Raw genomic sequence first — 13,317 nt, forward strand, 5'->3', positions numbered from 1 at the left:
TGGCGCTCAACGACTTGACGCCGGGCGAGTTTGCCCGGCAGCACAGCCTTCGGCCTACGGCCGAAGGCTCATGAAAGGCCTGACACTAACATTGCAATGTGTCCAGGAAACCCAAGCGGTTCAAAAAGGCCTGACACTAACATTGCAATGTGTCCAGGATTTCTGCAGCAGTTCACGGGACGGAACACCCCAAAAGCAAACGCACGAAGTTTCCGTCCCCACGTCCAGCAAGGTCCTTGCGGGAAATCGGCTTATGGCGTCAACGGACAATTCCGAAGCCGCTAACCGATATTGATAGGGTTCTCCACGGTGCTTCAGTGCAGTTCGCAACTTTATTGACCGCGCGGAAGAGCAAGTTCGCAACTTTATTGTTTCGCAAGTTTATTGTCACGAACCAGCAGTCGCATGCTGGGCGCGCCCGACGCGTCTTCTCGATTTAGTCTACTTCATCTCCCCTTTCCATAGCCTTGAGCCAAGGCGCGGCGCTCGTTCTCACCGTACCCCGCTGTTTTGCTGTGACGTCGCCGCGATGAGCCCCTCCTCTCACTTGGGCCTGGAAAGCGCTTTTTCTTTCACCGAACTTTCGACAATTCTGGCACTCGCCAAACTTCGAACCGATTCTCGGCAGACTGTCAAACTTCGAGAAATCAGCAGAGCCGCGAGGGCGCGTTATCAGCAATTCCTACATGGCAGAGTGTCAACCTTTCCCGGGGTGTCAAACTCAAACTTCACCGACGTCAGCATCGTGTGTGCGGCTGCTTGCCTGAGTCCGCACCTCCATCACCCGCACGGCTCGCCATCACGAGTTTTGATCGGTTAGGGTAGCGTTTCGACAATCTAAACGCGCCCGCCTTTCCGATGAGCTCAAGCCCCACTTTCTGGATGGTTCCTCAGGCCCCAACGCCCGTCGGGCCTTTCTCCCACGCCGCCGAAACTGACGGCTGGGTGTTCCTGACCGGCCAGATGCCGACCTCGCCCACCGACGACAGCGCGCCCTTGCCCGAGGGCATCGTCGCGCAAACGCAGCGCGTGATGGATAACCTCGTGCTGGTGCTGCAAGGCCTGGGGATGGACTTGCAGCATGTGGTCGCCGCGCGAATTTTCCTGACCGAATTCAAGCGCGACTATGCCGCGATGAACGACATCTACCGCGCGTACTTTTCTTCCGACGCGCTGCCTGCCAGAACGTGCATTGGCGTCACCGGGCTCGCGCGCGATGCGCTCGTCGAGATCGACTTCGTTGCGAAGCGGCCAGGTTGAAGTGGGCGAGCCGGCCGGACGTGCCGCGGCGCGGCAGCGCAGCCGATCGTCGCCGAGGCCGACGGGCGTGAACTGACCTGGCGGTTTCGCATCTGGACGGCGCGAGCCCGCATCGAGCCGCGCTCGTCGAGCGGCGGCGGCCAACCCCGACACCTCCGCACCGGCCGACGTGCTCGACCAGGCGGCGCGTCTGTTTTCGGTCGCGCAGGCCGCGCACGTGCCGCGTGGTGCGAACGGCGAGCAGCGCGGACTCCGGGCCGCTCCCGGGCACCGACAAGCGCCCGCAACGATCGCGCACACTTCAATCGTTCGCGACCGACAATCGACATTGGTCTGATGGATTGGCATTACTCCCACCTCGACAGCGAACAATTGGCGCATGACCATGCAACAGTCAGTGCCCACTTGTTGGTAGGGCAGTTGACCCCAGTAACAACGGCGTTAAGCAGCCCGTCCATTTGCGGACGGGCTATTTTTTGCCTGCACGGTTGCGCACCGGCGAAGGGTTGACATCGGGCAGGGTCAGTCTCGCCAGTAGCGTGTGCGGTTCGCCGGAACAGCCTGCAAAGGTGAGCCGATACAGGACACGCTGCTCCCGCGGTTGCCGTGCGCCGCGAGTCCGCTCACACTTGGGTGTGCTCTATGCTGAGCGCAACCACCAGGAGGCCGACGTGACCGCTCTCGACTCGCCGTGCGCGAGCCCGCTTGCCGCGCACTTTCTGGCCATGGCGCGTAACAACGCGTGGTCGAACCTGCGTCTATACCGCGCGTGCCTCGCGTTGACCGACGACGCGTTCGCCGAGCGCCGGGTGAGCTTCTTTCCATCGCTGCAGCTCACGCTGAATCACATCCTGCTGGTCGACCGCTATTACTTCGACGCGCTGACCGGTGCCGGCGAGGGCCTCACCATTTTCGACGACGAATTGCCCTATCCGCGCGCAGCCGACTTGTGGACCGCGCAAGCGCGAAGCGACCAGCGGCTCGTCGCCTTCTGCGCGTCGCTCGCCGACGAAGATCTGCAACGCGACGTCCAGATCGACCGTGGCCCGCTGGTCGGTATCCAGCACGAAGCCATCGGGAGCGTACTGCCACATCTGTTCGTCCATCAGATCCATCATCGTGGCCAGGTCCACGCGATGCTCAGCGGCACCACCGCCACTCCGCCGCAACTCGACGAATTTTTTCTTGCCGCCGACGCGCCGCTGCGCGTCGCCGAGCTCGGCGAGCTCGAACGCGCGACCCCGCTCCGCTAACCTGCGCCGCTATAACCAAAACATGCGTCAGCAGCATGACAGCAACGCAGAAGCGCCGCCCCGCGATGGGGCACGAAAATGCATCCGTCATGGCGGGGAGTCGCGTTAAACTGATTGGAAGACGTGGCCTGTCACTGCAAACGCTGTCCGGCTAATCTCGCCGGGCACTGCGCAAGCGATATGCGGGCGGCGGTACCGCGCGGACGTCGGGGCAAAGCAGGCGCTCGCGCGCGGCGCGAGGCTGGCTGAAACACGGCGCGCCAGCCTGCCCGTACAATGGTTCGATCAACAACGGAACAAGGACAACTTCGATGCGCACTACCGGGTCCTCCGGGTCAATGGCCCTGCTCACCGAATACGACGACGCAACGGCGCGCGAACTCCGCTCGCTGCGCCTCGAATCGACTGAAGACGGCAAAGGCATTCTTCTGGTCGAGGTCGACGAGCGCAAACCGGGCATCCACCGCGAGGTGCGCTACGAAATCACGCCCGCCGAACTCATTGCGGCGATTCGCGCGCACGGCGCGGAATTGCCCGGCGAACAGCATAATCATCGTCAATGAAATAACACACACATGCGGTATTGCGCTCGTGCGCGAGATGCCGCATCGTTGCCGGCTCTGCCTGCGAGAGTGGCGAATGGCGAAATGCCGGTGCGCAAAGTCGCGGCGCTCCACCCATACGACTTGCACATTTGATTGCCCCGAGGCACTCAATTCTTTTCCGATTGTTTCGACTGCGCCGCTAATCGGAGTCTCGAATCATTCGGGGTGCGGCATTAGCCCTTTCCCGCATATCGGACACCTTTCAGAGCCGGTTGCACGTCTTGAAAATGCGTCCATAATTCTTTAATTCTCCTTTGCTCCCGCTACTCAAGCCGCGCCCGAAAGGGCCGCAGTTGTAAGCCAATGCTACATAATCTCGTCGAGCAATATGGGCCGGCGCTCGTCTTCGCCAACGTGCTGGCCGCCTCTCTCGGGCTGCCGGTGCCGGCAATGCCGTCGCTCGTGCTGTTTGGCGCAATGGCGGCAATGCATCCCGGCTCCGTCGGCACGCAATTGCTGCCGGTGCTGATTCTGTCGATCTTCGCCACGCTGATCGGCGACAGCGCGTGGTATCTCGCCGGCCGCGTGTACGGTGGCAATACGTTGAAGACGATCTGCCGCCTGTCGCTCTCGCGCGACACCTGCGTGAAAAAAACCGAGCGCTTTTTCGGCCGCTGGGGCGTGCGCGTGCTGGCCGTGGCCAAGTTCGTACCGGGCCTGTCGATCGTGTCCATTCCAATGGCGGGCGCCATGGGCACGCGCTACCGCACATTTCTCACGTACGACAGCATCGGCGCCGCGTTGTGGTCGGGCACGGGCTTGATCGTCGGCGCGTTGTTCGCGCGGCAGATCGACATGCTGTTCGCGATCGCCGGGCGGCTCGGCCGGACCGCCGCGCTGGTGGCGGTTGCGCTGCTGCTGTTGTACGCGGCGTACCGGTGGATCCGGCGCCGTCAGTTGATTTTGAAGCTTGCGTCCGCGCGCATGGAAGTCGAGGAACTCGCAGCGCTCTTCGCGGCGGGCAAGCCGCCGGTGCTGTTCGACATCCGTTCGCAGGAAAAGCGCAAGCTGGACCCGTACGTGATTCCGGGCTCGCAATTCGCCGACGAGCGCCAACTCGACGAGATCGTCGCAACCTACCCGCACGATGAGAAACTGGTGATCTACTGTTCCTGCCCGAATGAGATTTCCGCGGCATGGATGGCCAAGCAACTGAACGAGGCCGGCTTTTCCGACGTGCTGCCGCTGCGCGGCGGCATGGAAGCCTGGCGCGACACGGGCAAGCCGGTGGAAGCGCTGCCCCACATGCCGCCGCCGGAAGTCGCGGTCGACGAGATCGCGCCAAAGGCCGTATAACGCGGCGGCGCATCTGTATGGGCGCGCCTCGCGCGCGGCGCCGCTTCGCCTCCCGTTCAACCATCAATGAACACCGAAGGAGCGGTTCAATGCTTTCGACTCAGGAAGTTTCGACGCAAGAAGCTGAAGGACAGCAGACGGTTGTCGCCGACGCGCCTTTTTCGTCGCTGTCCACGCGTATGCATCAAATGTTTCCCGCGCTCACGAGCGCGGAAATCGACCGGCTTCGCCGGTTTGGAGAAATCGGCCACTGGAAAGCCGGTGAATTGCTGTTCGAGACGGGCCTGACCGGCCCAGGCATGTTCGTGCTGCTCGAGGGACGCGTGAAGGTCTATCAGCGCGACGGCATCGGACGGGAAGTGGTTATCGGCGAACACGGCGCGGGGCATTTTCTCGCTGAGGTCGGCCAGCTGTCGGGACGCCCGGCGCTGGTAAACGGCATGGCGCTCGACGCAGTGCAAGCGTTGCTGATTCCGCCGATCGGCCTGCGTGCGCTGCTCGTTGCCGAAGCCGAACTGGGTGAGCGCATCATGCGCGCGCTGATTCTGCGGCGCGTCTCGCTGATCGAAAAGGGCGCGGGCGGTCCGATCCTGATCGGCAATAGCAGCGACGCGCGGCTCGTGATGCTGCAAGGCTTCCTGTCGCGCAACGGCCATCCTCATTCGGTGATCGACGAGCGCGACGAAGATGCGCTGCGTCTGATCGAGCAGTTCGCGGCGCAGCGGGACGACATGCCGCTCGTGATCTGCCCGGACGGCTCGGTGCTGCATCATCCGAGCATGCCGGAACTCGCCACCTGCCTCGGCCTGCTGCCCGACCTCGACGACTCGCACGTCTACGACATCGCCATCGTCGGCGCCGGACCGGCGGGACTGGCGACGGCCGTCTACGCGGCGTCCGAAGGACTGTCGGTGATCGTGCTGGACGCCCGCGCGCCGGGCGGCCAGGCGGGCGCGAGCTCGCGGATCGAAAACTACCTCGGCTTCCCGACCGGCATCTCCGGCCAGGCGCTGGCCGGCCGGGCGTTCGTGCAGGCGCAGAAGTTCGGCGCGCACGTCGCGATTCCAGTTCATGTGAAGGCGCTGCAATGCGCGGAGTCGCCGTATCGGCTGGAGTTGAAGTGCGGCGGGCATATCAGCGCGCGCACCATCGTGATCGCGAGCGGGGCGGTCTACCGGCGGCCCGCGCTCGAAGGCCTCGATCGCTTCGACGGACGCGGCGTCTACTACTGGGCGTCGCCGGTCGAAGCCAAGCTGTGCAAGCGCCAGGACGTCGTGCTGGTGGGCGGCGGCAACTCGGCCGGCCAGGCGATCGTCTATCTGGCGGCGCACGCGGCCAAGGTTCACGTGTTGATCCGCCGCAGCGGCTTCGAAGCGACTATGTCGCGCTATCTGATCGACCGTATCCGCTCGCTGCCGAATGTGTTCGTGCATCCGCATTCGGAGGTCGGGAGGCTCGAAGCGGACGAGAGCGGACTCGCATGGGTCGGCCTGAAAAAGCCGTTGCCCGATGGCGTCGATCACTTCGACACGCGGCATCTGTTTCTCTTCACCGGCGCGGACCCGAACACCGACTGGCTGCGCACCTGTGGGGTGAAACTCGACGCCAAGGGCTTCGTGTTGACCGGTACCGGCGCGGACGGCGCGGCCGCTTGCGATCTCGCGACGTCGGTTGAAGGCGTGTACGCGATCGGCGACGCGCGCGCCGGCTCGACGAAACGGGTGGCGGCAGCGGTCGGCGAAGGCGCGGCGGTGGTCGCGCAGATTCATCAACGGCTGGCTGCTTCGGCTGGGGAAGCCGTCGCGCTCGGCGCCTGAGCTGAAGGCGTGTCACCGGGGGACGCGCTGCCCAGCGGCTTAGCTACCAATGAGCTACCGATGCTTATGTCGAGGTGAGCCACGACGCCACGCTGGGCGGCGCGCCGTCGCCTCAGTGATCCAGCTTCGCGCGCAATTCGCGCGCAGCTTCCAGCAGCCCTTCATAGCCCGAGCGCGCGTGCTCCGGCAGATCGGGATCGCCGACGAACGCGCCGAGCGTTTCAATCAGGCTGTACAGAATGCCCTTTGCTGCGCCCGACGCAATGCTGCCGGACGATACCTGCTGATTCACGTGACTAAGCGCTGCGTCGAGATTGTCCAGGTCGGGTCGGTCGCCCGTCGGCGGCTTTGGCGAAACGTCTTGCGTCATGATCAAACTTCGCTCCGGGTGATGCAACGTGAACAAGTCGTCCTTTCACGTTGTTATATACCGATCATGCGCCGCCGTCCATTCGTGATGGGCGAGTCACAGGCGCACACCCGCACACATCAAGGCGTCCACCGATACATCAGGATTTTCGCGCGAGCGTCGTCTTCCAGCAGCACCACGTACTCGCCGTTGGCGCGTTGCACCGCGCTGATTCCGAGGTACACGTCGACCCAGCCGCTTGTATTGCCGACGCTCGCGCCTGGCGTCATGTAGCCGACCGCGTGGCCGGAGCGTGCGTCGTAGACATCGACTTTCGCCGTGTACAGCCTGCTGCATCCATTTGCCGTCGCCGAGACCGAAGCTATTGCCGATCCATGTGGTGGTGTAGCTGAGTTGGGATTGCGCTCGGAAGTATTCAGCGGCATAAGGCTGTGAACAGCACCACAGCCAGGACTACGCGAGACAGGAGGTTCACGGCGATATTTCCTTGCGCGTCGCGAAGCGCGCACGGCAGGCGTGCCTGGTACGTTTTCGCGAATATGCGCAGGCACCCGCTCGCGCGCATATGGAGAACTTTATGTTTTATCCTCTCATAGAAAAAGCGTAAAGAATTCTAAAAAAATTCTTGATACGCTTTTAGCCTCGTTAATCCATACGATGGGCAAAGAATTACGCGGCAATAATTCGCGGCTTTCATTTGATTCGCCGATCGCCTCCCGCAAACCCTCACCACTCCGGTCTTTTTGCGCGTTGCGGCTCCCGGAAATCCTCACCTATGACAGCCGCCGCAGCGGCCGTCGTTTCCGATTCATCCTGGTCGCATGTCACGCCGCGCGACACCCGCGGTGATGTGCCGCATCACGACCGTGCGTGCGTTCGCCGCACGAAAATACGCCGTGTCAAATCGAATGCCACCAGATTGCCGGCCACCACCAGCAGCAGTCCCACCACCGCCAACGGGGACCACCGGTAGCCTTCGAATACCGTCGATACCGCCAGCGCCACGATCGGAAACAGCACCGTGCAATACGCGGCCCGTTCAGGGCCCATGCGGCCGACCAGCATCAGATACGTGGTAAAGCCGATCACCGAGCCGAACACCGCGAGATACGCGAGCGCGCCGACATAACGCACGGACGGCTCGACCGTAAAAGAAAACCCCGCTGCCAGGCTGCCCAGCGTCAGGATGCTCGCGCCGATCAGCATCGCCCAGCTATTGGTGGCTAACGGGTGCAAGCCCATCGACTGCATCCGGCTCGACAACAGGCTGCCAGTCGAGAAGCACAAGGTGCCGAGAAACGCGATCGCAAGCCCCAGCAACTCCGCGCGATTACCGAGGTGCCCCTGCATCTGCTGAACGAACAGGCACACAATGCCGACGAGCCCGAGCAATGCGCCGGCAATCGCCGTGGGTTGCAGCGGCCGGCCCATGAACAGGCGTCCGTTGATCGAGTTCAGCAGCGGCGCGATGGAGAACACGACCGCCACCAGCCCGCTCGGCACCACCTGCTCGGCGTAGTAAAAGCAAAGAAAGTTCAGGCAAAAGAGCGCGAAGCCTTGCGCGAACAGAAAGCGCCAGGCAGCGCGCGGCGGCCAGAGCGGCCGGCGCATGATGCGCAGCAGCGCGAACAGCAGCAGCGCCGCGATCCAGAAGCGCCACGCAATCGACACCGGCGGCGGCACCGTGCCAAGTTGCCATTTGATCGCGAGCCACGTGGTGCCCCAGATCAGAACGGTCGTGACATACAGCAAAAGATTCATGGTCGAGCCTGCGGCAGCAGATGTGGAAGAAGGCTCGAGTATGCCGCCGCGCAAGCCGCCGCACTTGTCCAGGATTGCGCACTTCTTCGCGCCGGTGATCCACCGCCCGCGCGCGCACGTATACTCGTGCTCATCCTGTCATCGAAGCCCGTTTGCCTCTTTGCCGTGACCGCCACCCCGCCCGTCCCTGAGATGCCCGCTACCGAAACGCCGTTCGGCCTTCAGTCGGTGTGTCACACGCTGAGCAGCGCAAATGCGCATCTTGACCGCTTTGCGTGGCTCGGCGACGGGCTCGCAATCGCGCTATGGACCCGCGAGACGAAAGAAGCCGAGACCGTCTACGAGCAGCCAGGCCACCACACGCTGTCGTGCTATCTGGATGGCGGCTATCGCACCGAGCGTCAGAAAATGCCAGGTCACTATGGCGCGCCGTCGCGGCTTTGCGCATTGCCCGGCGAACATGAGTCGCGCTGGTGGGTGCGCGGCTACATGCACTTCATGCACCTGTACTTTCTGCCCGAGCACTTCACGCAGCGTGCCGTGCAGGAACTCGACCGCGAGCCGCGCGAACTGACGCTCGCCGATCGCACCTATTTCGAAGATGCCCGCATCGCCAGCTTGTGCCAAACGCTCGTCAATGAAGCGTGGCTGACTCCCGACGGCCTGCTGCGCACCAACGAGACCGCGCACGAAGTGCTCAGCCTGTTGCTGCGCGCGCAAGGCGTGCGCCGCACCGGTGGGTCGCTCAAGGGCGGTTTGTCGGTGGCGACGCGGCGGCGTCTGTCCGATTACATCGAAAGCCATCTCGCACAGCCGCTCACGCTGGGCGAGTTGGCCGGGGTCGCGGCGTTGTCGGAGTTTCACCTTGCGCGCATGTTCCGCGCGTCGTTCGGTCTGCCCCCCGCTGCGTGGATCGCGCAGCAACGGCTGGAACGCGCGCGCGCACTGCTGCGCAGCACGGCGCTGCCGCTAGCGCAGGTCGCCGAACAATGCGGCTATGCAAACGCCAGTCATTTCAGCCACCGCTTTCGCGAGAGCGTCGGCGTCGCGCCCACTGTGTTCCGGCAGGTCGTCGGCGTTTGAGCCCGGCTAACGCGGCCGGGCGTCGCGAGCGGAATTACTGCAACGCCATGGCAAGCACGCGCGCCACGTGGATCGCCTCGACGCCCGCGCCGTCGTGGATCTGATGCCGGCAACTCGTGCCGTCGGCGACCATCACCGTATTGGCGTTCATCTTGCGCACCGCCGGCAGCAGCGACAATTCCGCCATCGCCTGCGAGCTCGCATAGTGTTCTGCTTCGTAGCCGAAGCTGCCGGCCATTCCGCAGCACGACGATTCCACCGTCGATACCTTCAGCTCGGGAATCCATTTCAGCACGGTCGGTACGGGTGCGAACGCGTCGAACGCTTTCTGATGGCAATGGCCATGCACCAATGCCTCTCGCGCGGCCAAGGGCTTCAATGCGAGCTGCAGGCGGCCGGCCTTTTGCTCGCGCACGAGAAACTCCTCGAACAGAAACGCATGTTGCGAAAGCCGCTGCGCTTCTTCACCGAAGCCGTAATGCAGAAACTCGTCGCGCAACGACAGCAGACACGAGGGCTCCAACCCGACCACCGGCACGCCTCGCTCGACGAACGGCCTGAACAGATCGAGCATGCGCCGCGCTTCCTGCTTCGCTTCATCGACCAGACCCGCCGCGAGGAACGTGCGGCCGCAGCACACCGGGCGCTCGCCCTGGCGCCGGTTGAAGTGCACGGTATAGCCGGCCGCCTCCAGCACTTGCTGCGCGGCACGCGCGTTATCCGGCTCCAGGTTGTTGTTGAACGTATCGACGAACAGCAGCACTTCTTTCAATGCGCCGCTTGCGGCGGCTTGACGGGGCAGCGCGCCAGACAGAAACGACTTCCTGAAGCGCGGCAAGCTGCGCTTTGGCGCGAAGCCCACGGACCGCTTGAACCACGCCGACAGCACCGGCACGTTGTCGGCCAGCGCCATTAGACCCGGCATACGGCTCGCGGCGGCCGCATAGCGCGGCATGAACGCGACCAGCCTGTCACGCAGGCGCAGACCATGCCGCTTGACGCGCGCCGCCCGCGCCTCGATCTTGAACTTCGCCATGTCGATGCCGGTGGGGCAATCGCGCTTGCAGCCCTTGCACGACACGCACAGGTCGAGCGTGTCCTTGACGTCGTCGCTCGCCAGACCCGCTTCGCCGAGCTGACCGGAAATCGCCAGACGCAACGTGTTGGCACGGCCACGCGTGACGTGTTGCTCGTCCTTCGTCACCCGATAGCTCGGGCACATCGTGCCCGCATCGAACTTGCGGCAGTGGCCGTTGTTGTTGCACATCTCCACGGCCTTCGCGAGCCCGCCCGACAGATCGTTGCCGCTGCCCGGCGGCGTCTGCTGCCCGCTCAGCGGATCACGTTCGACGTTCCATGCCGACCAGTCGAGTGCGGTATCGATGCGCCGCTCCCGGTAGCCCGGCGCAAAGCGGAAGTTGCGCGCGTCGTCCATTTTTGGCGGACGCACGATCTTGTCAGGATTGAAGCGATTGTCGGGGTCGAACAGCGCCTTGATCTCGCTGAACGCGTGGTTCAGCCGCGGCCCGTATTGCCACGCGACCCATTCGCCGCGGCACAGTCCGTCACCATGCTCGCCCGAATAGGCACCCTTGTATTCGCGCACCAGCGCCGCCGCTTCGTCGGCGATCGCGCGCATCTTCAGCGCACCGTCGCGCCGCATGTCGAGTATGGGCCGCACATGCAGCGTGCCGACGCTCGCGTGGGCGTACCACGTGCCCTCGGTGCCATGCCGATGAAACACTTCGGTCAGCCGGCTCGTGTAGTCGGCCAGATGTTCGAGCGGCACCGCGCAATCTTCGATGAAGGAGACCGGCTTGCCGTCGCCCTTCATGCTCATCATGATGTTGAGCCCGGCTTTGCGCACTTCCCACAACGCTTTTTGCTCGTTCGCCTCCGGCATCTCGACGACCGAACCGGGCAAGCCGAGGTCGGCCATCAGTTCCGTGAGCCGCCTGAGCGACGCGAGCTGCGCGGTACGGTCCTCGCCTGCGAATTCCACCAGCAGGATGGCTTGCGGCTCGCCGACCAGCGCGCGGCCGATCACCGGACGGAACGCGGGATTGCTCATCGCCAGATCGATCATCGTGCGATCGACCAGTTCCACCGCCACAGGCTTCAGCTTGACGATGTGCTGGGTGAGTTCCATCGACTGCCGGAACGTCGGAAAGTTGACCACGCCGAGCGTTTTATGCGCGGGCAGCGGTGCAAGCCTGAGCGTCAATTGCCGGCTGAACGCGAGCGTGCCTTCGGAGCCGACCAGCAGATGCGCGAGATTCGCGACGCCGTCGTCCGTATAAGCGCGCGGATTCTGGCAATCGAAGAGGTCGATGTTGTAGCCCGCCACGCGCCGCAGAACCTTCGGCACACGCGCGACGATTTCATCGCGCTCGCGTCGCGCGATGCGCGTCACGCCATCCAGAATCTGCTGCAAGCGCTCGCCTTGCGGGGTTTCGCGCAGCGACGCGAAGCGCGCCTCGCTGCCGTCGGCGAGAATCGCGTCGATCGCCTCGACGTTGTGCACCATGTTGCCGTATTCGATCGAGCGCGAGCCGCACGAGTTGTTGCCGGCCATCCCGCCAATCGTGCACTGTGCGGCCGTCGATACGTCAACCGGAAACCACAGGCCATGCGGCTTGAGCCACGCGTTCAGATGGTCCAGCACGACGCCGGGCTCGACCGTCACGGTGCGCGCTTGCGCATCGAATGCGACGATGTTGTTCAACCACTTGCTGGTGTCGATCACCAACGCTTCGCCGACCGTCTGCCCGCATTGGCTGGTGCCCGCGCCGCGCGCGAGCAGCGCCACTTTCTCGCTGCGCGCGATCTCCAGCGCCATGCGCAGATCGTCCTGATCGCGCGGCACGACCACGCCGACCGGCATGATCTGATAGATCGACGCGTCGGTCGCATAACGGCCGCGGCTCGCGGTATCGAACAGCACGTCGCCGCGCAGCGACTTGCGCAGATGCTGTGCAAGCGGACTCGTCAGGCGCGCGGCGGCCGGCACCAGATGAATCGGCTTGACAAGTAAAGCGGCAGTGGGCTTCGTCATAGGGTCGGCTGATCGGCAAGCGGGGAACCAGGGAGCTGGAAAGCGGGCGCAGCGACCTAGTACAACGTCACGCTGACCGGCGGCAGTCCTTCGATGCACCCGCTCGCCGTGCCTGCCTTGCGCGGAAAATACATGCCGGTGTACGAGCCAGCGGTCACCACCATCTGCGGCGTGACGGCGATGCCGCGCGAACTCGCGTGGTTCACGAGCCACGTGAGCAGGCGGCGCGGATCGCCAGCCGGATTCGCGGGCTCCATTTCGACCACGTCCTGTTCGTCGAAACTGAAACGCAAAGACGGCGCGACGAACGCAAAGTCCTCGCGATAGGGAATGAACTCGCCGACGATCAGCGCGCCATGATTTTGCAAGTCCGCGAGTTGCGCAAGCTTGTCGACGTCGGGCCACGCGGCGTAGCGGCTCGCGACGACTTCGATGGTCGCGCCAATCGAACCTATTGCCGCCTTCACTTCGTCTTCGCCATAAGGCGTGGTGGACGGCTCGAAGCTGCGCTCAAACCGAAATGCGATTTCCAGTTCGAGCCCGAGGGGCGCGAAGCCTGCACGCGACAAACGCGCGCCGTCTGGGTGGAGGTCGACATCGGGCAAGGGCGCCCCCTGAATCGGCCCGCTCGCCGACTTCGCGCCGATCTTCCAGCCACCGATCCGCGCGCCGCACGCACTCAGGATCTCGTGCTGTATCGCATACGCGGCGCCGGCGTCGGCGGGTATCTGCTGCGGCGGCAAGGCGGCGAGCGTGACGCGATTGCGGCGGGCATCGGCAAGACGGGGGCTCAGTGATGAGGTCATATTTTTAATGT

At 63.8% G+C, this 13,317-nt stretch carries 10 protein-coding genes and 1 pseudogene; 6 read left to right on the forward strand and 5 right to left on the reverse strand.

Going from position 1 to position 13,317, the window contains the following annotated elements; genetic code table 11:
• Positions 1 to 858 precede the first annotated feature (858 nt).
• The 5 genes from ABQJ48_RS08995 to ABQJ48_RS09015 all read left to right on the forward strand — a co-directional run bounded on the left by ABQJ48_RS08995 (position 859) and on the right by ABQJ48_RS09015 (position 6,231).
• On the forward strand, positions 859 to 1,260 hold the full coding sequence (locus ABQJ48_RS08995) for a RidA family protein (RefSeq protein ID WP_367837441.1): 402 nt from the start codon (positions 859 to 861) through the stop codon (positions 1,258 to 1,260).
• 671 nt (positions 1,261 to 1,931) lie between these two features.
• Positions 1,932 to 2,513, forward strand: a complete 582-nt coding sequence (locus ABQJ48_RS09000) for a DinB family protein (protein ID WP_367837443.1) — start codon at positions 1,932 to 1,934, stop codon at positions 2,511 to 2,513.
• 311 nt (positions 2,514 to 2,824) lie between these two features.
• A complete protein-coding gene (locus ABQJ48_RS09005; protein WP_035560791.1) occupies positions 2,825 to 3,076 on the forward strand; it encodes a hypothetical protein in 252 nt (83 codons plus the stop codon).
• A 345-nt stretch (positions 3,077 to 3,421) separates the two neighbouring features.
• The gene (locus ABQJ48_RS09010; protein WP_367837445.1) at positions 3,422 to 4,414 is read left to right on the forward strand and encodes a DedA family protein/thiosulfate sulfurtransferase GlpE; all 993 of its coding nucleotides are present in this window, start codon (positions 3,422 to 3,424) and stop codon (positions 4,412 to 4,414) included.
• Between the two features lie 89 nt (positions 4,415 to 4,503).
• On the forward strand, positions 4,504 to 6,231 hold the full coding sequence (locus ABQJ48_RS09015; RefSeq protein WP_367837447.1) for an FAD-dependent oxidoreductase: 1,728 nt from the start codon (positions 4,504 to 4,506) through the stop codon (positions 6,229 to 6,231).
• Positions 6,232 to 6,343: 112 nt separating this feature from the next.
• Here the strand turns inward: ABQJ48_RS09015 and ABQJ48_RS09020 are convergent, their stop codons facing one another.
• The 3 genes and pseudogenes from ABQJ48_RS09020 to ABQJ48_RS09030 all read right to left on the reverse strand — a co-directional run bounded on the left by ABQJ48_RS09020 (position 6,344) and on the right by ABQJ48_RS09030 (position 8,362).
• Entirely contained in the window at positions 6,344 to 6,601 is a 258-nt protein-coding gene (locus ABQJ48_RS09020) for a hypothetical protein (RefSeq protein WP_367837449.1), read from the reverse strand.
• A gap of 119 nt (positions 6,602 to 6,720) precedes the next feature.
• A pseudogene (locus tag ABQJ48_RS09025) lies at positions 6,721 to 6,930 on the reverse strand (hypothetical protein); the annotation flags it as partial.
• A gap of 529 nt (positions 6,931 to 7,459) precedes the next feature.
• Positions 7,460 to 8,362: a DMT family transporter gene (locus tag ABQJ48_RS09030; RefSeq protein WP_367837451.1), complete on the reverse strand. Its 903-nt coding sequence runs from the start codon at positions 8,360 to 8,362 to the stop codon at positions 7,460 to 7,462.
• Between the two features lie 192 nt (positions 8,363 to 8,554).
• Between ABQJ48_RS09030 and ABQJ48_RS09035 the strand changes: the two genes are divergently transcribed.
• On the forward strand, positions 8,555 to 9,445 hold the full coding sequence (locus ABQJ48_RS09035; RefSeq protein ID WP_367837453.1) for an AraC family transcriptional regulator: 891 nt from the start codon (positions 8,555 to 8,557) through the stop codon (positions 9,443 to 9,445).
• Between the two features lie 34 nt (positions 9,446 to 9,479).
• On the opposite strand, the gene ABQJ48_RS09040 is transcribed toward ABQJ48_RS09035, so the two are convergent.
• Together ABQJ48_RS09040 and ABQJ48_RS09045 are read right to left on the reverse strand one after the other, a co-directional pair.
• Complete coding sequence (locus ABQJ48_RS09040; protein ID WP_367837454.1) at positions 9,480 to 12,500, reverse strand: FAD-binding and (Fe-S)-binding domain-containing protein; 3,021 nt, start codon at positions 12,498 to 12,500, stop codon at positions 9,480 to 9,482.
• Between the two features lie 56 nt (positions 12,501 to 12,556).
• Positions 12,557 to 13,306: a 2-keto-4-pentenoate hydratase gene (locus ABQJ48_RS09045; protein ID WP_367837456.1), complete on the reverse strand. Its 750-nt coding sequence runs from the start codon at positions 13,304 to 13,306 to the stop codon at positions 12,557 to 12,559.
• Positions 13,307 to 13,317: the final 11 nt, after the last annotated feature.

It is taken from the genome of Paraburkholderia suaedae, from assembly GCF_040812055.1.
Classification (GTDB): Bacteria; Pseudomonadota; Gammaproteobacteria; order Burkholderiales; family Burkholderiaceae; genus Paraburkholderia.

What these genes read in the sequence shown, in the direction of transcription:
- ABQJ48_RS09030 (WP_367837451.1), bottom strand. Translation starts at nt 8,362, where the DNA reads ATGAATCTTTTGCTGTATGTCACGACCGTTCTGATCTGGGGCACCACG.
- ABQJ48_RS09020 (WP_367837449.1), bottom strand. Translation starts at nt 6,601, where the DNA reads ATGACGCAAGACGTTTCGCCAAAGCCGCCGACGGGCGACCGACCCGAC.
- ABQJ48_RS09035 (WP_367837453.1), top strand. Translation starts at nt 8,555, where the DNA reads ATGCCCGCTACCGAAACGCCGTTCGGCCTTCAGTCGGTGTGTCACACG.
- ABQJ48_RS08995 (WP_367837441.1), top strand. Translation starts at nt 859, where the DNA reads ATGAGCTCAAGCCCCACTTTCTGGATGGTTCCTCAGGCCCCAACGCCC.
- ABQJ48_RS09045 (WP_367837456.1), bottom strand. Translation starts at nt 13,306, where the DNA reads ATGACCTCATCACTGAGCCCCCGTCTTGCCGATGCCCGCCGCAATCGC.
- ABQJ48_RS09040 (WP_367837454.1), bottom strand. Translation starts at nt 12,500, where the DNA reads ATGACGAAGCCCACTGCCGCTTTACTTGTCAAGCCGATTCATCTGGTG.
- ABQJ48_RS09005 (WP_035560791.1), top strand. Translation starts at nt 2,825, where the DNA reads ATGCGCACTACCGGGTCCTCCGGGTCAATGGCCCTGCTCACCGAATAC.
- ABQJ48_RS09010 (WP_367837445.1), top strand. Translation starts at nt 3,422, where the DNA reads ATGCTACATAATCTCGTCGAGCAATATGGGCCGGCGCTCGTCTTCGCC.
- ABQJ48_RS09015 (WP_367837447.1), top strand. Translation starts at nt 4,504, where the DNA reads ATGCTTTCGACTCAGGAAGTTTCGACGCAAGAAGCTGAAGGACAGCAG.